Annotated in this window: 25 protein-coding genes; 12 read left to right on the forward strand and 13 right to left on the reverse strand. The window is 64.4% G+C overall.

From position 1 onward, the window contains the following. Positions 1-46: 46 nt before the first annotated feature. The gene (locus tag AC3A4H_RS02560; RefSeq protein WP_487765283.1) at positions 47-2,059 is read right to left on the reverse strand and encodes a tetratricopeptide repeat protein; all 2,013 of its coding nucleotides are present in this window, start codon (positions 2,057-2,059) and stop codon (positions 47-49) included. Between the two features lie 136 nt (positions 2,060-2,195). Further along, on the reverse strand, positions 2,196-3,212 hold the full coding sequence (locus AC3A4H_RS02565; protein ID WP_487765881.1) for a polyprenyl synthetase family protein: 1,017 nt from the start codon (positions 3,210-3,212) through the stop codon (positions 2,196-2,198). A 191-nt stretch (positions 3,213-3,403) separates the two neighbouring features. Between AC3A4H_RS02565 and AC3A4H_RS02570 the strand changes: the two genes are divergently transcribed. From AC3A4H_RS02570 to moaB, 6 genes are all read left to right on the forward strand, one after another. Continuing rightward, on the forward strand, positions 3,404-3,634 hold the full coding sequence (locus tag AC3A4H_RS02570; RefSeq protein WP_487765284.1) for a putative signal transducing protein: 231 nt from the start codon (positions 3,404-3,406) through the stop codon (positions 3,632-3,634). Further along, complete coding sequence (locus AC3A4H_RS02575; RefSeq protein ID WP_487765285.1) at positions 3,631-4,416, forward strand: tRNA1(Val) (adenine(37)-N6)-methyltransferase; 786 nt, start codon at positions 3,631-3,633, stop codon at positions 4,414-4,416. The genes AC3A4H_RS02570 and AC3A4H_RS02575 overlap by 4 nt, the downstream gene beginning before the upstream one ends. Before the next feature lie 71 nt (positions 4,417-4,487). Further along, complete coding sequence (locus tag AC3A4H_RS02580) at positions 4,488-5,357, forward strand: S49 family peptidase (protein WP_487765286.1); 870 nt, start codon at positions 4,488-4,490, stop codon at positions 5,355-5,357. Positions 5,358-5,436: 79 nt separating this feature from the next. Further along, the gene (locus AC3A4H_RS02585; protein ID WP_487765287.1) at positions 5,437-5,622 is read left to right on the forward strand and encodes a hypothetical protein; all 186 of its coding nucleotides are present in this window, start codon (positions 5,437-5,439) and stop codon (positions 5,620-5,622) included. A 10-nt stretch (positions 5,623-5,632) separates the two neighbouring features. After that, positions 5,633-6,490, forward strand: coding sequence for a 4-(cytidine 5'-diphospho)-2-C-methyl-D-erythritol kinase (locus AC3A4H_RS02590; protein WP_487765288.1), 858 nt, complete (start codon positions 5,633-5,635; stop codon positions 6,488-6,490). A 4-nt stretch (positions 6,491-6,494) separates the two neighbouring features. Continuing rightward, positions 6,495-7,043: a molybdenum cofactor biosynthesis protein B gene (gene moaB, locus AC3A4H_RS02595; RefSeq protein ID WP_487765289.1), complete on the forward strand. Its 549-nt coding sequence runs from the start codon at positions 6,495-6,497 to the stop codon at positions 7,041-7,043. 9 nt (positions 7,044-7,052) lie between these two features. On the opposite strand, the gene AC3A4H_RS02600 is transcribed toward moaB, so the two are convergent. Then, positions 7,053-7,559, reverse strand: coding sequence for a glycosyltransferase (locus tag AC3A4H_RS02600; protein WP_487765290.1), 507 nt, complete (start codon positions 7,557-7,559; stop codon positions 7,053-7,055). Between the two features lie 225 nt (positions 7,560-7,784). On the opposite strand from AC3A4H_RS02600, the gene AC3A4H_RS02605 reads away from it, so the two are divergent. Both AC3A4H_RS02605 and rnhB read left to right on the forward strand, forming a co-directional pair. Further along, complete coding sequence (locus tag AC3A4H_RS02605) at positions 7,785-8,939, forward strand: PA0069 family radical SAM protein (RefSeq protein ID WP_348778150.1); 1,155 nt, start codon at positions 7,785-7,787, stop codon at positions 8,937-8,939. Positions 8,940-9,083: 144 nt separating this feature from the next. Continuing rightward, positions 9,084-9,782 carry a ribonuclease HII gene (gene rnhB / locus AC3A4H_RS02610; RefSeq protein WP_487765291.1) on the forward strand — a complete coding sequence of 233 codons (699 nt, stop codon included), beginning with the start codon at positions 9,084-9,086 and terminating at the stop codon, positions 9,780-9,782. Between the two features lie 114 nt (positions 9,783-9,896). Here rnhB and AC3A4H_RS02615 read toward each other — a convergent pair whose 3' ends face one another. The 8 genes from AC3A4H_RS02615 to AC3A4H_RS02650 all read right to left on the reverse strand — a co-directional run bounded on the left by AC3A4H_RS02615 (position 9,897) and on the right by AC3A4H_RS02650 (position 16,261). After that, on the reverse strand, positions 9,897-10,376 hold the full coding sequence (locus AC3A4H_RS02615) for a F0F1 ATP synthase subunit B (protein ID WP_348778148.1): 480 nt from the start codon (positions 10,374-10,376) through the stop codon (positions 9,897-9,899). Between the two features lie 6 nt (positions 10,377-10,382). Then, a complete protein-coding gene (locus tag AC3A4H_RS02620) occupies positions 10,383-10,949 on the reverse strand; it encodes a F0F1 ATP synthase subunit B (protein ID WP_487765292.1) in 567 nt (188 codons plus the stop codon). Between the two features lie 67 nt (positions 10,950-11,016). Continuing rightward, the gene (locus AC3A4H_RS02625; protein WP_348778146.1) at positions 11,017-11,241 is read right to left on the reverse strand and encodes a F0F1 ATP synthase subunit C; all 225 of its coding nucleotides are present in this window, start codon (positions 11,239-11,241) and stop codon (positions 11,017-11,019) included. 70 nt (positions 11,242-11,311) lie between these two features. Next, complete coding sequence (locus AC3A4H_RS02630; protein ID WP_487765293.1) at positions 11,312-12,061, reverse strand: F0F1 ATP synthase subunit A; 750 nt, start codon at positions 12,059-12,061, stop codon at positions 11,312-11,314. Between the two features lie 42 nt (positions 12,062-12,103). Further along, positions 12,104-12,511 (reverse strand): AtpZ/AtpI family protein, encoded by a 408-nt coding sequence (locus AC3A4H_RS02635; protein WP_487765294.1) that lies wholly within the window; start codon positions 12,509-12,511, stop codon positions 12,104-12,106. Between the two features lie 251 nt (positions 12,512-12,762). Then, positions 12,763-13,950, reverse strand: a complete 1,188-nt coding sequence (locus tag AC3A4H_RS02640; protein WP_487765295.1) for a cell wall hydrolase — start codon at positions 13,948-13,950, stop codon at positions 12,763-12,765. A 205-nt stretch (positions 13,951-14,155) separates the two neighbouring features. Beyond that, positions 14,156-15,586 carry a ribosome biogenesis GTPase Der gene (gene der, locus AC3A4H_RS02645; protein ID WP_348778142.1) on the reverse strand — a complete coding sequence of 477 codons (1,431 nt, stop codon included), beginning with the start codon at positions 15,584-15,586 and terminating at the stop codon, positions 14,156-14,158. 9 nt (positions 15,587-15,595) lie between these two features. Continuing rightward, on the reverse strand, positions 15,596-16,261 hold the full coding sequence (locus AC3A4H_RS02650) for a tetratricopeptide repeat protein (protein ID WP_487765296.1): 666 nt from the start codon (positions 16,259-16,261) through the stop codon (positions 15,596-15,598). Between the two features lie 205 nt (positions 16,262-16,466). Here AC3A4H_RS02650 and AC3A4H_RS02655 point away from each other — a divergent pair, with 205 nt between their 5' ends. Beyond that, on the forward strand, positions 16,467-17,468 hold the full coding sequence (locus tag AC3A4H_RS02655; RefSeq protein ID WP_487765297.1) for a polysaccharide deacetylase family protein: 1,002 nt from the start codon (positions 16,467-16,469) through the stop codon (positions 17,466-17,468). 21 nt (positions 17,469-17,489) lie between these two features. Here AC3A4H_RS02655 and sbmA read toward each other — a convergent pair whose 3' ends face one another. Beyond that, entirely contained in the window at positions 17,490-18,752 is a 1,263-nt protein-coding gene (gene sbmA, locus AC3A4H_RS02660) for a peptide antibiotic transporter SbmA (protein ID WP_348778139.1), read from the reverse strand. A 215-nt stretch (positions 18,753-18,967) separates the two neighbouring features. Between sbmA and AC3A4H_RS02665 the strand changes: the two genes are divergently transcribed. Continuing rightward, positions 18,968-19,375, forward strand: a complete 408-nt coding sequence (locus AC3A4H_RS02665) for an MAPEG family protein (protein WP_348778138.1) — start codon at positions 18,968-18,970, stop codon at positions 19,373-19,375. 7 nt (positions 19,376-19,382) lie between these two features. On the opposite strand, the gene AC3A4H_RS02670 is transcribed toward AC3A4H_RS02665, so the two are convergent. Continuing rightward, positions 19,383-19,589, reverse strand: a complete 207-nt coding sequence (locus tag AC3A4H_RS02670; RefSeq protein WP_487765298.1) for a hypothetical protein — start codon at positions 19,587-19,589, stop codon at positions 19,383-19,385. Positions 19,590-19,684: 95 nt separating this feature from the next. Here AC3A4H_RS02670 and AC3A4H_RS02675 point away from each other — a divergent pair, with 95 nt between their 5' ends. Both AC3A4H_RS02675 and AC3A4H_RS02680 read left to right on the forward strand, forming a co-directional pair. Next, the gene (locus AC3A4H_RS02675; RefSeq protein ID WP_487765299.1) at positions 19,685-20,638 is read left to right on the forward strand and encodes a LysR substrate-binding domain-containing protein; all 954 of its coding nucleotides are present in this window, start codon (positions 19,685-19,687) and stop codon (positions 20,636-20,638) included. 34 nt (positions 20,639-20,672) lie between these two features. Beyond that, positions 20,673-21,923 (forward strand): aminopeptidase, encoded by a 1,251-nt coding sequence (locus AC3A4H_RS02680; RefSeq protein ID WP_487765300.1) that lies wholly within the window; start codon positions 20,673-20,675, stop codon positions 21,921-21,923. Positions 21,924-21,996 lie beyond the last annotated feature (73 nt).

Consider the following 21,996-nt stretch of genomic DNA (forward strand, 5'->3'; position numbering starts at 1 on the left):
CCGTCCTATTCCGGCCTGCCGGAAGCGTCAAGTTTTCAACGCAGGATCAGTCGCCCGAACCGGGCATGATCAGTTGCTGGCCCGGCATGATGCGGCCGGGGTTGCCGCGCAGCTGCGGGTTCAGGTTGAGGATTTCCTGGTAGCGGTGGCCGTCGCCGAGCACGTCGGTGGCGATGGACCACAGCGACTGCCCGGCCTGCACCCTGTAGGCGGCAGGCGTGGCCGAAATCTTCTCCACCGGCGCGCCAAGCGGCTGCTCGCCCTTCTTGTCGTGCTGCGGCGCGATCGGCTCGGGCTCCGCCTCGGGGGCGGCGGGCGTGGGCGCGGGCGCCTGCGCCGCCTTGCCCTCGAGCGGCGGCAGGCCCTCGGCGAGCTTCTTCTGCACCGAGGCCAGCAGGTCCGGCTCCGGCTTCATGTCGCGCGAATGGCTCCACTGGAAGGTGGCTTCCAGCTTGCGGCCCACGCGCCAATAGGCGTCGCCGAGATGGTCGTTCAGCACCGGGTCCTCGGGCTTGAGCGAGACGGCGCGCTCGAGTTCGACCACCGCTTCGTCGAAGCGGCCGAGGCGATAATAGGCCCAGCCCAGCGAATCGATGATGTAGCCGTCGCTCGGGCGCAGGTCGGCCGCCTTGCGGATCATCGCCAGGCCCTCGTCCAGGTTCGTGTTCATGTCGACCCAGGAGTAGCCGAGATAGTTCAGCACCTGCGGCTGGTCGGGCATCAGCTTCAGCGCCTCGCGGAAATTCGGCTCGGCCTTCGGCCATTCCTTCAGCCGCTCATAGGCGATGCCGCGCTGGTAGAAGATGTTCCAGTCGCTCTTTTCGGGCTTCTTCAGCCGTTCGACCGCCCTGTTGTAGACATCGGCTGCGGCGCGAAAATTCTCCGTCGAGGCATAGACGCTGCCCAGCGCCAGATAGGCGCGCGTGTCGTCGGGCGCCTGCTCCAGCAGCGCCTTGAGATGGGAAATGGCCTCGTCGTGCTCCTTGAGGTCGGCCAGGTTGAGGCCAAGCTGCAATTCGGCCGCGCGCTTCAGCGGCGAAGTCGCCGGCACGCGCTTGTAGAGCTCGATCGCCTCCTGCGGGTTTTCCTGCTGCTCGGCAACCGAGGCCAGTTGCAGCAGGGCCGCGTCGCTGTCGTGCCTCAGCGCCAGCGCATATTGCAGATAGAGCCGCACGAAAGGCTCGCCACCGCCGCGGTTCAGCGCCGAGGCCAGGTCAAGCAGGATTTCGCTGGCGCCATCGGCCGGGGTCGAGATCAACGGCTCAACCGGTTCGCCCTTCTCGATCTTCTCGCGCAGCACCATCAGCGGCACGCGGCCGCTGGCGAATGCATCGGCCTTGTCCAGCACGGCCAGAGCCTTCTTCTTCTCGCCGCGATGGGCAAGCGAGCTGGCATGGGCCTCGGCCGCCCGCAGCCAGGTTTCGGGCGCCGCGCCGCCCGCGGCCACGTTATCCAGCGTGGTGGCGAAGAGCTTGTCGGCTTCCTGCGACTTGCCGGCCACATCGGCGATCAGCGCCCGGTGGTAGGCGGTGAACAGCGTGTACCACTCCGGCCCCTTGAGCTTATCGAGATAGGCCAGCGCGTCCTTCGTGTCGCCGGCACCCGCCTTCGACCAGGCGGTGATGATGCTCGTGATCAGCCGGTCGAGGTCGGATTCGACCACGAGTTTCAAAAAGTTCTCGGATGCGCGGTAGTCCTGCTTGCGAATGGCGTCGATCGCCAGCGCCAGCCGCGAGAAGCGCTCCACATCCGGCACGGTCTTCAGCTTCTCGGCATAGGGCAGCGATTCGTCGAAGCGCCCCTGTGCGATCAGGGCCAGCATCAGGTTCTGCTGAAGTTCCTGGTTCTCGGTGTCGAAGGCCAGGGCGCGCTTGTAATAGGCAATGGCGCTGTCGAGGTCGTTGTCCACCTCCGCCACCCGCGCAGCGAGATAGGCGCCGGAAAGCGAGCTGATCCTGACCGTTTCCTCGGTCTGCTTGGCCAGAACCGGCTGCCCTATCACCATCAGGCCCGCCAGCGCCGAAACACTCGCCAGCCAGCCCATGCTCATTCGCCGCATATTTGTCCTTCCCGCCCTGCCGCGCCACGGCGGCGTGACTCATTCGCGCGATACTTCGCAAAAGCATGGCCTTTTTGCGGTCGCGGTTCAATCGGCCGCGCTTCACAATCCGGTCAGTTGCATTGCAGCAACAGGCTTATACCACGCGGCTGATGCAGAAATCGATGACGTCGATCAATGCCGCCTTCTGCGGCGTGGCGTCGAGCGGCGCCAGTGCGTCGCGGGCAATCTCGCCGAAATGCCGCGCGCGGCCGATGGTGTCGGCAATGGCGCCGTGGCGGGTCATGAGGCCAATCGCCTTTTCCAGCGCGGCATCGTCGGTCGCGTTGGCCTCGATGGCGCCCTTCCAGAATTCGCGCTCGGCCGCCGTGCCGCGCCGATAGGCGAGGATGACAGGAAGCGTCACCTTGCCCTCGCGGAAATCGTCGCCGACATTCTTGCCCAGATTGCTGCTGTCGCCGCTATAGTCCAGCGCATCGTCGATGAGCTGGAACGCGAGGCCAAGGTTCATGCCATATGAGCGCAACGCCGCCCGCGCCGGCTTCGCGGCGCCGGCAATCACCGGCCCGACTTCGGCTGCGGCCGAGAACAGCGCCGCCGTCTTGGCCTTGATGACCGCGAAATGCTCGTCTTCGGTGGTTTCCAGGTTCTTGGCGGCCGCAAGCTGCATCACCTCGCCTTCGGCGATGACGGTGGCGGCGGTGGACAGGATTTCCAGCGCTTCGAGCGAGCCGACATCCACCATCATGCGGAACGCCTGGCCGAGCAGGAAATCGCCCACCAGCACGCTGGCCTGGTTGCCCCAGATGGTGCGCGCCGTCTTCTTGCCGCGGCGCATGCCGCTTTCGTCGACCACGTCGTCGTGCAGCAGCGTGGCGGTGTGCATGAACTCCACGCTGGTGGCGAGTTGGATATGCCCTTCGCCCGAATAGCCGAACATCTGGGCGGCGGCCAGGGTCAGCATCGGCCGCAGCCGCTTGCCGCCGGAGGAGATCAGGTGGTTGGCGACCTCGGGGATCATCTCGACATCCGAGCCCGCCTTGGAAAGGATCAGCTTGTTGACGCGCGCCATGTCGGGCGCAGTCAGGTCGAGCAGCTCCTTGATGGACGCCGCCTCGCGCTTCCCCTCGCCGATGTTGAGAACGACACCCACCATAAACTCTCCAAGCAACGGGCAGAGCCCTTCGAACTGTGTCATGATTTAGGTCGGCAAGCCCCAAATGGGCAAGAGGCGAATTGGCGCGGCGCAAAACATCTGCCGCCCGATGGTCAGAGCCGACGCCGGGGCGATTGCCTGCCGGCAGCCCGTTTACATCGGCCGTGCAACCTGCGAATCTCCCGCGCATGATCGAGCTTGTCCGCACCAACGACGCCGTCGTCATTTCCTTCATCGAATCGCTGCTGCGCGATGCGGGAATCCACTGTCTGGTCGCCGACCAGAACATGAGCGTGCTGGATGGATCGATCGGCGTGCTGCCGCGCCGCATCATGGTGGCGGAAGACGATGCGGCCGAGGCACGGCGGCTGCTGATCGACGCCGGCTTCGCCAAGGAAATCCGCCAGGACAGCCCATGACGACAACCGCGCCGGAGCGCGCCGCCGTTACAGCCGACGCATTCCACCGCGGCAATTTCTGGCTGGTGCAGCCGCGCGATGCCGGCCACCGCGCCGGCATGGACGCGCTGATGCTGGCTGCCGCCGTGCCGTCGGACTTTCGCGGCCATCTCCTCGACTTTGGCGCCGGCGCCGGCGCGGCGGGCCTGGCAGTCGCCTCGCGCTGCCCGCATGCGACGGTGACTCTTGTCGAGCAATCGCCGGAAATGGCCGATTTCGCCCGCTTGACCCTCGCACATGAAGGCAACGCCCATCTCAACGTGCGCATCTCGCTGCTGGAAGCCGACGTGACGCTTGCCGGCAAGGCGCGCGCTGCCGCCGGGCTCGCCGACAATTCCTGCGACTTCGTCATCATGAACCCGCCCTTCAACCTGTCGCGCGACCGCGCCACGCCTGACGAACTGCGCCGCCAGGCGCATGTGATGGAGGACGAGCTGTTCGAGCGCTGGCTGCGCAGCGCCGCGGCCGTGGTGCGCCCGCGCGGCGGTCTGGCGCTGATAGCGCGGCCGCAGTCGCTACCGCAGATCCTGGCAGCACTTTGCGGCCGCTTCGGCTCGGCCGAGATCATGCCCATCCATCCGCGCGCTGATGACGCCGCCATCCGCATCGTGCTACGCGCCCGCCGCGCCGCGCGCGGGGCGCTTGCGCTTTGCCCGCCGCTGGTCCTTCATGAGCACGGCCACAAGCTCTCGCCCCGCGCCGACGCGGTCAGCAACGGGCGCGCATCGCTTTTCGGCGACTGACTTTTTCCGGCGCCTTGCGGTCCGGAGCGAAATGCCTACATGCGAAGCAACCGCGACCGGAGACCCATTCTGTGAGACGACTGCTCAACCGCCTTCTGCCAAAATCAATGCGCTCGGAGACGGTGACGATCCCTGTCGTCAGGCTCCATGGCGCGATCATGTCGGGCAGCGGCCAGTTCCGCCAAACCCTGTCGCTCGCCAGCACCGCAAGCGTGATCGAGAAGGCCTTCGCCTTTGATGACGCGCCTGCCATTGCAATCTCCATCAATTCGCCCGGCGGCTCGCCGGTGCAGTCGCGCCTGATCTACAAGCGCATTCGCGACCTCGCCGCAGAGAAGAAGAAGCAGGTGCTGGTGTTTGTCGAGGACGTGGCGGCTTCCGGCGGCTACATGATCGCGGTGGCCGGCGACGAGATCATCGCCGACCCCTCCTCCATCGTCGGCTCGATCGGCGTCGTCTCGGCCTCATTCGGCTTCCCCGAGTTGATGAAGAAGATCGGCGTCGAGCGACGCGTCTACACCGCCGGCGAGAACAAGGCCGTGCTCGACCCGTTCAAGCCGGAGAAGAAGGAGGACGTCGAGCGCCTGAAGACGCTGCAGCTCGAGGTTCACGGCACCTTCATCGACCTGGTCAGGGAGCGCCGCGGCGCGAAGCTGAACGACGATCCCGACCTCTTCAGCGGCCTGTTCTGGAGCGGCCAGCGCGGCCTCGAGCTTGGCCTGGTCGACGGCCTCGGCGACATGCGCTCGGTGCTGAAGCAGCGCTTCGGCGAAAAGACCCGGCTCTATCTTGTCACGCCGCCGCGCGGACTGTTCGGGCGCCGGCTCGGCATCTTCGGCTCCCGTCAGGGCCTTTCCGCCGGCGACATCGCCGCGGCAGCCGCCGGAGGCCTGCTGGAGGCTGCCGAGGAACGCTCGCTCTGGGCGCGCTTTGGACTTTGAAAAGCGCCGGCAAGTTGCCTATGATGCCGGGGCAACCCGCCCCTGAGGCGGCAGCCCCAACATGGGGAGAACAGGAACAATGCCACAGCTGATCTTCTTCGCGCTCGTCGGCCTGGTCGCCTATTGGGGCTACCGCCACTTCGTCAGGGAAGCCGAACGGGTGACGGCGAAAATCCGCCGCACCGAGCGCGAGGCCGCCAACGGCACCATGGGCACGCTGGTGAAGGATCCCAAGACCGGCGAATACCGGCTGGCCAAGGACTGACCGGAACGCCGTGCATTCTCCCGCTCCCGCCGAACATGCCCCGGCGAAGATAAATCTCGCGCTGCATGTCACCGGCCGGCGGGCCGATGGCTATCACCTGCTTGAAAGCCTGGCCGTCTTTACCGAATTCGGCGACCGCCTGACCTTAGGCCCGGCCACGGAGGACTCTTTCTCCGTCACCGGCCCCTTCGCCCCGCAGGTCCCGCGGGACGCCGGCAATCTCGTCATCCGCGCCCGAGATACGCTGCGCGCGCTTTCCCCAGCCACGGCCGCACCGGTGGCGATTTCCCTCGAAAAGAACCTGCCTGTCGCCTCCGGCGTCGGCGGCGGTTCCAGCGATGCCGCGGCCGCCTTGCGCGCGCTGGCGCGCTATTGGGGCATCGACGCTGATCTTGCCGCGCTCGGCCTGAAGCTCGGCGCCGACGTGCCCATGTGCCTCGCCGCCCGGCCGCTGGTGGCACGCGGCATCGGCGAGCATCTGGAAGCTCTGGCCGGCCTTCCGCCTCTGCCGCTGGTGCTGGTCAATCCCGGGATCGGCATCTCCACGCCCGATGTTTTCCGGGCGCTGGCGAGCCGCGAGAACCCGCCCCTCCCGCCCCTGCCCGGCCGCCTTGACCTCGCATCGGTGCTGGAATGGCTGCGCACCACGCGCAACGACCTGGAAAGCCCCGCCAAAACCCTTGCGCCCGCCATCGGCGAAGCGCTTGATGCGCTTGGCAGCGCCGGTGCATGCTTTGCCCGCATGTCCGGCTCGGGCGCGACCTGCTTCGGCCTGTTCGAGACTGACGCTGCCGCCGCCCACGCGGCCGAGGCGATCCGCGCCGGCCGTCCCGGCTGGTTCGTCGCAGCAACCACGAGCATGAGGTGAGAGAATGGCCGACGAGACGCGCCCCTTCATTCCGGTCCGCATCGCCGTGCTTACGGTTTCCGACAGCCGCACGCTCGCCGACGACCGTTCCGGCCAGACGCTGGCCGATCGCATTACGGAGGCCGGCCATGTGCTTGCCGCGCGCGAAATCGTCCACGACGACAAGGAAGAAATCCGCGAGCGGGTGCTGAAGTGGTCACGCGACGAAAACATTGACGTGGTCATCACCACCGGCGGCACCGGCTTCACCGGCCGCGACGTCACGCCGGAAGCGCTGGAGCCGATCTTCGAAAAGCGCATGGACGGCTTTTCGGAAGTGTTCCACCGCATTTCCTACGATAAGATCGGCACTTCCACAGTGCAGTCGCGCGCCACTGGCGGCGTGGTCAATGCCACCTTCGTCTTCGTGCTTCCGGGCTCGCCCGGCGCCTGCAAGGACGCATGGGACGGCATACTGAGGCCCCAGCTCGACTACCGGCACATGCCCTGCAATTTCGTGGAGATCATGCCGCGCCTTGACGAACACCTGAAGCGCGGCGGCAAGTCGGCCTGATCCGGCCGTTCAAACCGGCATCGCCACGCGGATCTCTGCCCGCAACCGCTTCGTGGCCAGGCCGCGCGCCAACGCCTCGGCTGTCGTGGCTCTGCGCGAGAGCGGAAGCGCCTGCGCCTTGCGGATCAGCAGCCCGTCGGTCAGCGCGCGTTCGCGCGCAAACAGTTTTCTGAACAGGGGCAACCTGTCGGCGGGGGAGCGCGCGAACCGCGCCGGCATCGCCATCATTTCCATGTGATGCTCGACCGCTTCGGTCCATCCGTCCATCAACCGCGCGCCGGGCTCCAGCAGCAGCAGCCAGTCGCTTTTTGCCTGCACGATGCCGGCGGCGATGCCGCCTTCGGCGAGAAAATGACAGCCGGTCTGCTCCGCCACCTGCCGCGTGTGATCGGTTGACCCAAGGTCGCAGACGATCACCTCGCGCACCATACCCGCCACGGCCGCGCCGACCAGCGACGACAGCGTGCGCGCCAGCGCTTCCTCATTGTTCCTGGTTTCGATCAGGACGCTCAGCATCGCCCTCGCCTATCCCAAACAGAACTCAATTGCCATCCCGTTCGCCTCGGGCGCGAATGATTGCCAGCCAGCCGCCCCACACCCGTCATCCTGAGCGTGTCGAAGCAAACGGGAGCAAGCGCAGCACACCTCGCGTTCAAAAAGTTCTTGCTTTGTTCCGTTTCCGGTAATAGGAATAATTTCATGAACGGCAAGAGTCGCCGAACACCTCTGGAGACGAGCGGAATGGAACCGATCGCGCGCGCTGACGCTGCGGCTTTCAGGGACGGAGGTTCCGCGATGGCCAATGCGGTGATCGAGGATAGCGGCATCCGCATCAACGCCGAGCGTCGACGCGGCCGCGCCGCCGGCATCAATCCAACCGGCCGCTTCGAACCGGTGACCCGCCACGTCTTCGACGACGGCTGGGACACCATCGAAGAATTGCCCCCGTTCAAGACCGAGGTGCAGACCGAACGGCCGCGCACCATCATCACCCGCAACAGCTCGCCCGACATTTCCTTCGACCGCTCGATAAATCCCTATCGCGGCTGCGAGCATGGCTGCGTCTACTGTTTCGCGCGGCCCACCCACAGCTATATGGGCATGTCGCCGGGGCTTGATTTCGAGTCGAAGCTGTTCGCCAAGCCCGATGCGGCGAAGCTTCTCGACAAGGAACTGTCGAAGCCTGGCTATCAGCCGCGCACCATCGCCATCGGCACCAATACCGATCCCTACCAGCCGATCGAGAAGCAATGGCGCATCATGCGCGAAATACTGGAGGTTCTCGAGGCGCGCAAGCATCCGGTTGGCATCGTCACCAAGTCGGCGCTGGTGGTTCGCGACATCGATATCCTGTCGCGCATGGCCGAGCAGGGTCTCGCCAAGGTGGCGCTTTCGGTGACGACGCTCGACCGCGTGATCGCCCGTACCATGGAGCCGCGCGCAGCCACCCCTACCCGCAGGCTGGAAGCGATCCGCCAACTCAGCGATGCCGGCATTCCGGTCGGCGTCATGGTGGCGCCGATCGTTCCGGGCCTCACCGACCCGGAGATCGAACGCATTCTCGATTCGGCATATGCGGCCGGGGCGCGCGAAGCTGGCTATGTCATCCTGCGCCTTCCGCTGGAAGTCAGCCCGATTTTCAAGGACTGGCTGCTGCGGCACTATCCCGACCGCTATCGCCACGTCATGTCGCTGATCCGTTCGATGCGTGACGGCAAGGATTACGACGCCGAATGGGGCAAGCGCATGAAGGGCACCGGCCCTTATGCCTGGCAGATCGGGCGGCGCTTCGAGATCACCGCGCGCAGGCTCGGCCTGAACCTTCGGAAGACCCAGCTCCGGACCGACCTCTTTGTGGCCGGAGAAAAGCAATACGAGCAGCTCATGCTGTTCTGACGACGCCCGCGGGCCGCGGCAGCGGCCTTTCCGGCAGTGCATCCCGTTCGGCCTGCCCAACTGCCGACGGTGTCCTTCCCGGCTTCCGCCCCGAACCCGGAAGGACTTGCGGAGAATCGGGCCGGATGCGAGCATCGCCGCACCATGGCTCGCCAGCGTCCCGATTCTCCGCCCCTCTTCGAAATCGTCGATCGTCCCGATTTCTCCGTCGAAAGTCGCGCCATCGCGCGCGGCCAATGGCCTGTGGCCGGGCTGGACGAGGCCGGACGCGGGCCGCTTGCCGGTCCGGTCGTGGCGGCCGCCGTGGTGCTCGATCCGGCGCGCATTCCCGACGGCCTCGACGATTCCAAGCGCCTTACCCTCGCCCAGCGCGAGGAGCTGTTTTCGACAATTCTTGCCACGTCGCTCGGGGTTTCCATGGCCTCGGTCTGTGCTGAAAGCATCGACAGCAGCAACATTCTCAAGGCGAGCCTCGAGGCAATGCGCCGCGCTCTATGCGGCCTGCCGCTGGCGCCAAAACTCGCGCTGGCAGACGGTCGCGACGTGCCGCCAGGCCTCCCCTGTCCCGCCGAGGCGCTGGTCAAGGGCGATCGCCGCTCCCAGTCCATCGCCGCCGCCTCCATCGTCGCCAAGGTCATGCGCGACCGCATGATGACCGGCTGCGGCTTGATGGATGCTCGCTATGGCTTCGAAGTCCACATGGGCTACGCCACGGTGCGCCACCGCACCGCGATCACCGCCCATGGCGCGGTCGCCCGCTGGCATCGCATCTCCTTCGCGCCGTTCCGTGTGCAAGGCGATGAAGCGATGGTCGCCGACCTCGAAGACGCCTCGGCTTTCTGACACTCGCCCAACATTTACCCGCGCCGCGCCGTGGCTTCACGCCGCGCGAAATCGGTTCCAATAAAAAAGCCGCCGGTGGTGCCGGCGGCTTCAGAAAGCTTATTCAAGGCTGGCTCAGTTGAGCTTCGACTTGACCTCGTTCAAGGAAGCCTTGAACAGATCGGCTCCGGCCTTTGCATCGACCTTGCCGGCGAGAACCACACGCGCCGCCTCGACGGCCAGGTCCACGGCGCTCGCCCGAACCTCGTTGACCGCATCGCGCTCGGCCTGGCCGATCTTCTGCTCAGCCATTGCGGCCCGACGCGAAACATATTCCTCGGTCTTCTTGCGAGCCTCGGAGACCAGCAATTCGGCTTCGTGCTTGGCCGCTTCGACGATGTCGGCAGCGTCCTTCTCGGCTTCCTTGCGCTTGCGCTGGAATTCGGCGAGCAGCTGCTGAGCTTCCTCACGCAGCCGGCGCGCGTCCTCGAGCTCGTTGCGAATGCGGTCCGCACGCGCGTCGAGCGACTTGGAGATCATCGCCGGAACCTTCACGTAAAGGATAACGGCCAAAAATATGAACAGGGCGACGGTGGCCCAGAATGTAGCATCCATGGCCTATTACTCCTGCGCCGCCTTGACGGCCGCCGCCACGTCGGCCTTGTCGACCTTGGCGCCAACCAGTTCCTGAACGATCGCGGCGGTGGTCTCTTCCGCGATGCCGCCCACTTCCTTCATCGCTGCGGACTTGATGCCGGAGATGCGGGCTTCGGCTTCGCCCAGCTTGCGCTCGAGATCGGCTTCGATCTTCTTGCGTTCGCTTTCGGCATCGGCCTTGGCGTTGTCGCGAGCTTCCTGGCCGATCGCGTTGGCCTTGGCCTTGGCTTCGGCAAGCTCCTGCTCGTAAGCAGCGACGGCTGCATCCGCCTCGCTTTTCATGAGGGCGGCCTGGTCGAGGTCCTGCGCAATGCGATCGCGCCGAACTTCCAGGATGCCACCGACGCGCGGCAGCACCACCTTCTGCAGAAAGAGGTAGAAGAGGCCGAACGTAATCGCGAGCCACAGGATCTGCGACGGAAAATGCGTGGGATCAAACGGAGGGAAATTGCCGCCGGTCTCCGCATGCTCCAACAATGTTTCATTCGCCGCCGGAGCGGTTTCCTGCGCGAATGCCGGTGTCACGAACATCTGCTACCCCTGTTCACCCAACCGGCCACGAAAGCGTGGCCGGCGATATCGCTCTTGCTCGACGCTCTTAGGCGAAGAGCAGAAGAAGGGCGATGAGAAGCGAGAAGATGCCCAGAGCTTCCGTAACGGCGAAGCCGAACACCAGGCGGCCGAACTGGCCATCGGCAGCCGACGGGTTGCGCAGGGCGCCCGACAGGTAGTTGCCGAAGATGTTGCCGAGACCGAGGGCGGTTCCGGCCATACCGAAACAAGCCAGACCGGCGCCGATGTACTTTGCTGCTTCTGCTTCCATTTTCAAACTCCTTGGTGGAACTGTGGTGATCTTGTTTTCCGCGACGCCGTTTCTGGCGCCTGGTTGACTGTCAGTGGCCCGGATGTACCGCGTCGTTGAGGTACATGCAGGTCAGCACGGCGAAGACGTAGGCCTGGAGGAACGCCACCAGGAATTCCAGCGCGGTGATCGCGACCGTCATCATCAGCGGCAGGATGGAACCGGCGACCCCGACGGCGCCCAGCGCGCTGAGAGAGGTCACGAAGCCGGCGAAGACCTTCAGCGTGATGTGGCCCGCAAGCATGTTGGCGAAGAGACGAACCGAGAGGCTGACCGGACGGGAAAGGAACGAGATGATCTCGATCACCACCACGAGCGGTACGAGAATCGCGGGAATGCCGCTCGGGACGAAAAGCTTCAGGAACCCGAAACCATGCTTGGCAAAGCCGTAGACAACGACCGTGCCGATCACGAGAAGCGCCAGCGCGAAGGTGACGATGATGTGGCTGGTGACGGTGAAGAAGTAGGGAAACAGCCCCAGCAGGTTCGCAACCAGCACGAACATGAACAGCGAAAAGACGAGAGGGAAAAACCTCATGCCTTGCGACCCGGCCGCATCCCTGAGCATCGACGCGACGAACTCGTAGGAAAGTTCCGAAATCGACTGCATCCGGCTCGGGATCAGGCCACGGCTGGTGGTCGTCAGAAACAGGAACGCGCCCGCGGCGACGACAGTCGCCACCATGAACGCGGAGGAGTTGGTGAAGGAGAAGTCATATCCGCCGACCTCGATCGGAATCAACTTCGAGATATGAAACTGATGGATCGGATCGTTGGACACGCGGCCCCCTTACGAAAAGAATGCGCCCACAGGCACAGTTGATCAGTCTTCCAGATCCTTGGTGTCCTTGCCGGACCCCTTGAGACCTGCTTCGGCGATGACCCCCGAAGAGCGCAACACGTTCAGGACACCGGCGCCGAAACCGAGGAGCAAGAAGACAATCAAGCCCCACGGCGAAACTCCCGCCAGACGATCAACCAACCACCCAATGATCGCCCCGATCGCCACACCTGCGACAAACTCGCTGGACAGCTTCAGAGCTTCACCGTAGCCGGCATTACCGCCCGACCTTGCCGCCTGTTCCCTTTCGCTTTCGCCTTTCCGTCTTGCCGCAAGTGTTTCGGCAAGCTGGCGCCGGCGGCGCTCAAGGTCATCGTCACGGATCTGCGGCTTCCCTTCATCCCCGGGCCCGGTTCTTCCGGTTTCGTCTGGCCCGCTATTGTTGGCCATCGCAACCTCCTAGCCCGGATGAAGCTTCGCTGCTCATCCGCTTCAAAGTCGCCGGCAACATAGTTAGGCAGCCCATCTGCGTCAAGCCAGGGAGTGGAGGCACCTCCCATGTATTTTGGGCCGTAAAATCAAAGAGTTGGCCAACTGCGACAACCTGCCCGCGGGCAGCGCACCGCCGTTACACCCGAATCCTTGTCAAATTCGGTCCAATAGCCCGCGGTTGGAAAAGCACGGCAGGGCTATGGCGGGGTTCAGATCCAGCCGCCGCCATAAGTGCGGTAGAAGATGTGAAGGCCGATTCTCTTCATCTTTTGCATGGTGCGCGCCCAGCCGGGACTCACATAGGCGGCGTAGTAGTGGGTGGAGGACGCAACCTCGGGAATGAAGATCTTCCCGGCGGTAACCGCCATCGCGATCTCCTCGGCGGTCTTGTAGTGCCTGGGGCTGGTCACGACCTTCTTGCGACCGTCGCACGCAAAGGAAAATTGGCAGCGGTTGAGCCAATTGTCGTTCTGGTAGACGACACCGCAGATCGTACTCGGATAGGCGGGGTTGCGCACCCGGTTGAGGATGACCTGCGCCACCGCAGCCTGGCCTTTCGCGCTCTCGCCCTGGGCCTCGAAATAGATGGCGGTTGCAAGGCACTTCTGCTCGGCCTTGCTGAACACGCTCGCCGGCAGCGGATTGCGCATCCAGTCGTGATCGCCTTCGGCGAGCGGCGGAATGAAGCGCCCGGCCTTCGGGTCTGGATCCTTGAGAAGGCTCGCGAATGGCGAGGTCTTGGCGTAGTCCGGCTCCGCCGGCGCATAGGCCGTCGCCAGGATGTCGGGCTTGTCATTGTTGACCAGGCCGGCCAGCATGGTCGGCACGCCGACCGGCTTCTTCTTTTCTTCCTTGGCGTGGAATGCCATGGCAATCGCCACTTCCTTGCCTTTGATCGGCGGCCTGACGAACGCCATTTTCGGACCGCCTTCGAGCACCGGCCGCGTGATGGCGCTGGTGCGGCGAAGCACGGAGCCCGCATTGAAGGCCTTGGGCGGCGCGGCGGGCGTCACATCAACGATACGACCCCGCTTGTCGCGGCGGTTGATGCGCTCTTCGTCGGGAACGTCGTTTGCCGCCGCAGCCTTGCCGCGGAACGCCACCGTACCCAGGCCGGGCGCCGTCATGCCGGCGCCGGAGATGGCACCAGTTACGATATCGCCATCGGCAAAGGGCATCTCGACCGAATGCGTCGAGCCGGCCACCGAATTCTGGATAAAGGAGTTCCAGCGCGCACCCGGCGCCTCGGTACCCGAAACCAGGCTGGCCATGTCCTGATAGGACGTCGTGGTCGGAAAGCCGATCCAGATGCCCAGTCCGATCATCAGCGTGGGAAGAAACGAACGCTCTCTCCGGCCGGCGATGGCCGGTTGCAGCGTCGATAGACGTCGATGCACAGAAACTCTCCAGAACGCAACAGGTACCCTCTGGAGAGAAAAAATGATGCATTAACCTTGATGGATTGTTAACGCGGGAGCCACGGCGCGCGCCGGCCATGATTGCCCAACCCAGCCGCCCGCGATGCCGCGACAAGTCGCAACAGTAAAATATCTGAAAATGGGGAACGGGCCGGATGCCGGCCCGCTGGCGCTGTATGTCGACCTAGCTGCGCTTGCTGGCGCGGCCGGCGAACGGATTTTCGGGCGCGCGCAGCACCATGCGTATCGGCACGCCCGGCATGTCGAAGGAATCGCGCAGATTGTTGACCAGGTACCGCACATAGGATTGCGGCATCGCCTCGGGCCGAGTGCACGACAGCACGAAGCCCGGAGGCCGGGCCTTGACCTGGGTAATGTACTTGATCTTGAGGCGGCGTCCCGCAACGGCCGGAGGCGGATGGTGGGCAAGAATGCCTTCCAGCCACCGGTTGAGCCGCCCGGTCGAAACGCGGCGGTTCCAGACCTGGTGCGTCTTCAGCACCGCGTCCATCAGCTTGTCGAGGCCGCGCCCCGTTTCCGCGGAAACAGGAACGGCCAGAAGCCCGCGGACCTGGGGAAGCAGTCGCGCGGTCTTCTCGCGCAGCTCGGCCAGGGTCTCCTGCGGGTTCTCGATGAGGTCCCACTTGTTGAAGGCCAGCACCAGCCCCCTGCCCTCGCGGATGATGAGATCCGCGATCTGCAGGTCCTGCTTCTCGAAGGGGATCGTCGCGTCGAAGACGACGACCACAATCTCGGCGAAGCGAATCGCGCGCAGGCCGTCGGCAACCGACAGCTTCTCGAGCTTTTCCTGCACCTTGGCCTTGCGCCGCATGCCGGCGGTGTCGAAAAGCCGGATCTGGCGACCGCGCCATTCCCAGTCCACCGAGATCGAATCGCGCGTGATGCCGGCCTCGGGCCCGGTGAGCAGGCGCTCCTCGTCGATCAGCGCGTTGATCATCGTCGACTTGCCGGCATTGGGCCGTCCGACAACGGCGATACGCATCGGCTTGGTATCGTCATAGGCCGGTTCGGCATCGGGATCGGCGATGTCCTCGCCGACCAGCACTTCGGCCAAGGGAAGCTCGCCGTCTTCTTCCTCGTCCTCGCCGAAGGCGCGCGCCTCGCCCAGCGCCTCGATGACGGCGTCGCGAAGGTCCGGCAGGCCCTGGCCATGCTCGGCCGAAATCGGGATGGGTTCGCCAAGCCCCACTTCCCACGCCTCCAGCATGCCACCCTGGGCACCGCGCGCCTCGGCCTTGTTGGCCACGAGCACCACAGGCTTGCCAGAGCGGCGCACGATGTCGGCGAAGGCCTTGTCGTCGGGCATCAGGCCCGACTTCGCATCGACCACGAAGAAGACGAGATCGGCCTCTTCGATCGCGATTTCGGTCTGCGCCCGCATGCGGCCCTGCAGCGTGGCTGCGGGGGCGGTCTCGAAGCCGGCCGTGTCTATGACCTCGAAATTGAGATCATAGAGCTTGGCAGCGTGGGTGCGGCGGTCACGGGTCACGCCCGGCGTGTCGTCGACCAGCGCCAGCTTTTTTCCGACCAGGCGATTGAAGAGCGTGGATTTGCCGACGTTAGGCCGGCCGATGATGGCAACTTTGTAGCTCATCGGCCGCCATCAAGAAGCAGCGCCCGAACCGCGGATCAGTTCGGACATGATGGTGGCGCGCTCGCGCGCATTGCGAGGAGCGCCGTCGTCGGAGGCGATCTGCTCGAACAGCTTCAAGGCGTCGTCCGCCTTGCCTTCCTTCCAGGCGGCCAGACCGAGCACTTCACGAGCGGAGCTGCGCAGCGGGTTGGTGTCGGCGGTCAGGTCCTCGGCGCGCTTGGCAACCTCGGCATAGGAACCGTGGTCGACCAGCACATAGGCCGCGCGCAGACGCGCAATGTCGCGCAGCACGGCGGGGATGGCAGTATCTGCAGCCACCGCATCGAATTCCTTCACCGCGCTGTCGAAGTCGCCCTTGTCGACCAGAACGGTCGCGGCGCGCATGTGGGCCAGCACCGGATAAGCCCCGTAGCTGTCGGCTTCCATCGCCTTCAGTGCCGCCAGCGCCTCGTCGTTCTGGCCCGAATTCGCCAGCGTCAGCGCCTGGAGGAACTCGTCGCCGGAGCGGCTGGCCTGGCGCTCGGTCCAGTATTCGTAGACAACGAAGGCGGCGGTCCCCAAAACAACCAGAATCGCTGCCACGATCAGCACGGGGCCGAAGCGTTTCCACAGCGCCCGCGCCCGGTCCTGGCGCATTTCCTCGTTGACTTCGCGGATGAAACTGTCGTCCGACATTCTATCAAACCATGTTTGCCCAGCGGGCGTTTCGAGCCAGCGTTGTAGCGATATTTCGCTGGCATGGAAGGGGGCGAGGCGGAAAATCCCGGATCGGCGCTCCGGACGCTGGCCCTGTTAACCATTTTGATACCACGTTCGCCCCCAACCGCGCCACATTTGGCGCATAGCCGGGTGGCCCTGATTTCAGTTCCAGATTGTGTTCATGTCCGTAGCTGCCCGTGTTCTTGCGCTTACCTGCGCGTCCCTTTCCTCCGTATTGCCCGCCTATGCCAGCGAAGCCGCGCCGCAGCGCGCGCAATATGTGATCATTTCCTTCGACGGCGCACATGAATTGGCGCAGTGGCAGCGCAGCCGCACTCTCGCCGCGCGCACCGGCGCACGCTTCACCTATTTCCTGTCCTGCGTATTCGTGCTCAGCCGCGAAGCCCGCAGCCAGTACCAGGCGCCCGGCAAATCGCCCGGCAGTTCCAATGTGGGCTTCGCGCAGTCCAGGGACGAGGTGCGGCAGCGGCTCGAGCAAATCCAGCTTGCGCGCGCCGAAGGCCACGAGATAGCCAGCCATGCCTGCGGCCATTTCGACGGCAAGGACTGGAGCAAGGCCGATTGGCTGCGCGAGTTCGGCTCCTTCACGCGGATCCTGCGCGACGCTTACAAGATCAACGGCATCGAGGGAGAGCCCGAGGGCTGGCGGCAGTTTGCCGAAACCGGCATATCAGGTTTTCGCGTGCCCTATCTGTCGCACAGCAAGGCGCTCTACTCGGCGCTTGCCGAAGCCAAGTTCGCCTATGATGCCAGCGGCGTTTCGCGCGGGCCGGCAGAACCCGAAACTGTGGACGGCATTACGCGCTTCGCATTGCCGCAGATACCGGAAGGGCCGAAGGGACGTCCCGTCATCGCGATGGACTACAACCTATTCGTGCGCCATTCGGGCGGCATCGAGCGCAAGGATGCGGACGGCTCATTCGAGAACCGCGCCTACGAGGCGTTCCGCACCGCCTTCGACCGCGAATACAACGGCGGGCGCGTGCCGCTCGAAATGGGTTTCCACTTCACGTTGATGAATGGCGGCGCCTACTGGCGGGCGCTGGAGCGCTTTGCCGGCGAGGTCTGCATTAAGGCCGACGTGAAATGCGTGAGCTATGCCGACTACCTGGACGACCAGCACAAGACGGACGGCACAGGCACGGGAAGTGTCGGCGGCTGAGCCGCCGACACAGGTGCTTTCTCAATAGTGGTCCGTGGCGGCAACGCGGCCTTCCACATAGCGCTGGTCGATGCCCGGCAGCGGCTCGCCTTCCAGCGCCGCCTCGAAGGCTCTCAGACGCTTGTAGATGGAAAGCAGCTCGATGATCGTCGGCCAGGAATTGACCAGGTACTGGAACGACGACGTCACCTGCGAAAACGCATTGCTGATCTGGTTCAACAGGCCCAACGTGATCGTGCGGGCAACAAGCGACGGCACTATCAGGATCAGCGAGAACACGTTGTTGACCTGCAGGTACAGGTAGCGGAAGACGTTGAAATACACGTAGTGGAAGTACATGCGGAAGTAGTTTCGCCGCACGTTGTCGAACAGCTCGGCCAAGGCTATCGGCTGCGCGCGCTCTATGTGGTCTTCGCCATAGACCAGTTCCTTGCGGTAGGCGGCTTCGACGCGCTGATTGCGGAATTGAAGCCCCGGAAGCTTGACGCCGACTGCGGCGAGCAGAACCGTTCCGAAGATCGCCCAGGCGATAGCTGCCAGAACCAGCGGATGCGGCACGGCCCCGACGATCGGCAGCTCGGTGATGTGCGTCGAGAGACGGATCAGGAGCGGCGTGAAGGCGATGAGGGTCATGACCGAGTCGATCAGGTTGCCGCCCAGGCTCTCCATGATCGTCGAAAACCGCATCGAATCTTCCTGAACACGCTGCGCGGCGCCTTCGATGTGGCGCAGCTTCTGCCAGTTCGCGACATAGAAATTGTTCATCGCCGTCCGCCAGCGGAAGACGTAGTGGCTGACGAGGAAGACCGTGAGCGCACTGACGATGACAGCCACGCCCGCAATCCCCATGAAGGTCGCGACCTCCCAGTAGACCTCACTGGCCTGGGCCTCCACCTTACCGGAGATGATATTCTGGATCAGATCCCAGAACGGCCCGTACCAATTATTGATTGCGACGCTGACCTGCACCTGGAAGTAGGTGATGAACAGGATCAGCGCCGTGCCGAGGATCGACCAGCGCTGCCAAGGATGTGGCGAGAACCAGCTCCAGAAGCCATAGAACAGCGCCACCGTGACGGCGAAATACACATAGAACCACAGGAACGGAGCGGACCAGAACGCGGAGACACCGATGATTGGCGGCGCATCCGGCGCCGCAGGAGGCAGGCCGAAAATGCCGCCCATGTTTTCTCCGCCAAAATACCACAGCAGCATGGCGAATGCTGCCCAGACGACTGCCGAAATGAAGAACAGCTTCGGCTTCGGAAAGAAGGATACGAACACGCGTGGGATTTCCTTGTGGCGCACATGGCGCGGTTGCGTTTGAGCGGCATGAAGTCACAGTTCTTCCAGAAAGAAAATGCCCTTCTGCCGATCATCGCCGCCGTCGAAAAGGATAAATGTGGCATTTTTGACGTTAGGGCAGGTGCGGCGACAAGCGCGTTTACCTTTCCGGCCGGCATGCCTACACATCCTAGCAGATAGTCGGAGCCAGATCGATGAATCAGACCGCAGTCGCAGTCGTGGGCCTCTATGCCGTGCTCAACGTCGCCATCCTGTTCTGGCTGGTGCTGGCAACGAGCCAGCTGCGGCGGCGCTACAAGGTCTGGATCGGCCATGGCGGCGTGGCACATCTGGAGCGCGTGATGCGCGGCCACGCCAATGCCATCGAAAACATGCCGATGACGATGCTGCTGCTCCTCATTGCCGCGCTTCTGGGCACGGCCCCGCTCGCCCTGCACCTGCTGGGCGCCGGCTTCACCATCGGCCGCCTGCTGCATGCCTGGCACTTCATCGAGGAGAAGGGTGCGCGCTGGCAGCGCGAGATCGGCTTCGGCCTGAGTGGGCTTGCAACGATAGTGGCCATGGCCGCCTTGCTGGGCCACGCCTTCCGCCTGCTTCTCTGACGCTGGCCTAGCAGCGGGCCTCCCGCAGGGCATTGCACTCATCAAGGCACGCCTGACAGCCACGATCGAAGGGCAGATCACCGAGTTCGCGCTGCGACATTGCGCCGAGCGCCGGGTGCGCCAGCGGATCGCGCATCCACGCGACGATCTCGTCTGAGGCCGGTACGTGCGCCCTCGCGCCGGAAAGCCGCTGAACGAATGAGAGAAACTTCATCTGCACTTCTCCATCGGCCTCGTTTGCCCGCTATTTTTAAGCATTTCCCTGCTTTGACAATCGACATTTCGAAATAGCGCATTTAGAAAATCTGTATGGCGAACCTCAACAACGTCCATCTCAACGGGCTGCGCGCGGTGGAAGCCGTGGCGCGGTGCGGCTCGCTTCTGAAGGCGGCGGAAGAGCTCGGCGTTTCGCCCAGCGCTGTCAGCCAGCAGATCAACCGCACCGAACGGCAGGTCGGTCGCGCGCTGTTCGAACGTCGGTCCAGCGGCCTGGTGCCAACCGAGTTCGGCGCCCTGTTCACCGCGCGCCTCACGGCGGGGTTTCGCGAACTCGCCCAGGCGGTGGCGCTGGCCGACGATCGCAGCTCCAATACGCTGATCGTCTCGGTCGCACCTGCCTTTGCCTCGCGCTGGCTGGTGCCGCGCCTCAGCCGCTTCTTCGCGCTTCATCCCGAAGTCCTGATCCGCATCGACGCCTCGACGCAGCTTGTCGACCTCGCGCATTCCGATGTGGATGTCGCCATCCGGCTGGGCACCGGAAAATGGCCGGGCGCTCGCGCGGAACTGCTGCTGCCGATGGAGATCTTTCCCGTCTGCTCCCCGCACACCGCCCGAAAGCTGAAATCCATCGACGACCTGGCGAAGGTGTGGATGATTTCCGACGAAAACACCATGATCTCTTGGGAGAGCTGGTTCGACGCCGCGGGTGTCGCGCCCGTCCTGCCGAAGCAGGGCGCCAGCTACTCAGATCCCCTGCTCTGCCTGGAATCGGTGATCGCCGGCCATGGCGTCATGCTGGCCTGGCAGTTCCTTGCCGCCGACGCATTGGCTGACGGCCGGCTGGTGGCCCCCTTCGGCATTTCGGCGCCAACCGGGCTCGGGCACTACCTGGCTGTTGCGGACGGCCAGCGCAGCAGCCGCAAGGTCGATTGCTTCCGCAATTGGCTGAACGAAGAAGTGAAGAGTTCGGTGGCAAATATGCGGCTGGCAAGCGCCAGGGCATTGCCGGACAATGGTGTCAATCCGGCCCGTTCGGGAGTATGACTCGCGGCCAGATGATCAAAGGAGCAGTTTCGCCATGACCTCCCATACGAGCGCAATCGCTGCAATAGATCCCGTCAAGCTCGACCGTCTGGCCGAGGTAGCGGTAAAGGTCGGCCTGCAGTTGCAGCCGGGCCAGGACCTTGTGCTGACCGCGCCGATTTCGGCGCTGTCGCTGGTGCGCCGCATAGCCGAGCATGCCTACAAGGCAGGCGCCGGCATCGTGACCCCGATCTTTTCCGACGACGAGCTGACGCTGGCCCGCTACCGCCATGCGCCGGACGCCAGCTTCGACCGTGCCGAGGGCTGGCTCTACGAGGGCATGGCCAAGGCGTTCGCCGGCAATGCCGCACGGCTGGCGGTGCGCGGCGACAACCCGATGCTTCTGGCGGAAGAAAACCCGGCGAAGGTCTCGCGCGCCAACAAGGCAACCTCCACCGCCTACCGCCCGGCGCTGGAAAAGATCACCGGCTTCGACATCAACTGGAACATTGTTGCTTTCCCCACGCCCGCCTGGGCCCAGCTGGTATTTCCGGGCGAGGCAGAGGATGTAGCCGTGGCCAAGCTGGCGGAGGCGATCTTCGCCGCATCGCGCGTGGACAGGGAAGACCCCGTCGCCGCCTGGCAGGAGCACAACGCAGCACTTGCCCGCCGCACCTCCTGGCTCAACGGCAAGGCCTTCCACGCCCTGCGCTTCCGCGGCCCCGGCACAGAACTGACGGTGGGCCTGGCCGACGGCCATAAATGGAACGGCGGCGCGGAGACGGCCAAGAACGGCATCACCTGCAACCCCAACATCCCGACCGAGGAAGTCTTCACCACACCGCATGCCCATAGGGTCGAGGGCCATGTGACCAGCACCAAGCCCCTCTCCTATCAGGGCACGCTGATTGACCAGATCTCCGTGCGCTTCGAGGGCGGCCGCATCGTCGAGGCGAGTGCCGCGCGCGGAGCGGATGTGCTCAACAAGGTTCTGGATACCGACGAAGGCGCGCGGCGCCTGGGCGAAGTGGCGCTGGTGCCGCACTCCTCGCCGATCGCGCAGAGCGGGCTCCTGTTCTACAACACGCTGTTCGACGAGAACGCCGCCAGCCACATCGCGCTTGGCCAGTGCTATTCCACCTGCTTCACCGACAGCAACCTGACGCCGGCCGAAGTTGCGGCACGCGGCGGCAATTCCAGCTTGATCCACATCGACTGGATGATCGGCTCCGGCGAGATCGACATTGACGGCCTTGACAAGGACGGCAATGCCGAGCCGGTGATGCGCAAGGGCGAATGGGCCTGAGCCCTGCCTGTCCAACCTGATGACCAAGGGCGGCGCGAGCCGCCCTTTTCGTTGATCGACAGAACCCGTCGCC

It is taken from the genome of Pseudaminobacter sp. Soil_N_29, from assembly GCF_057656055.1.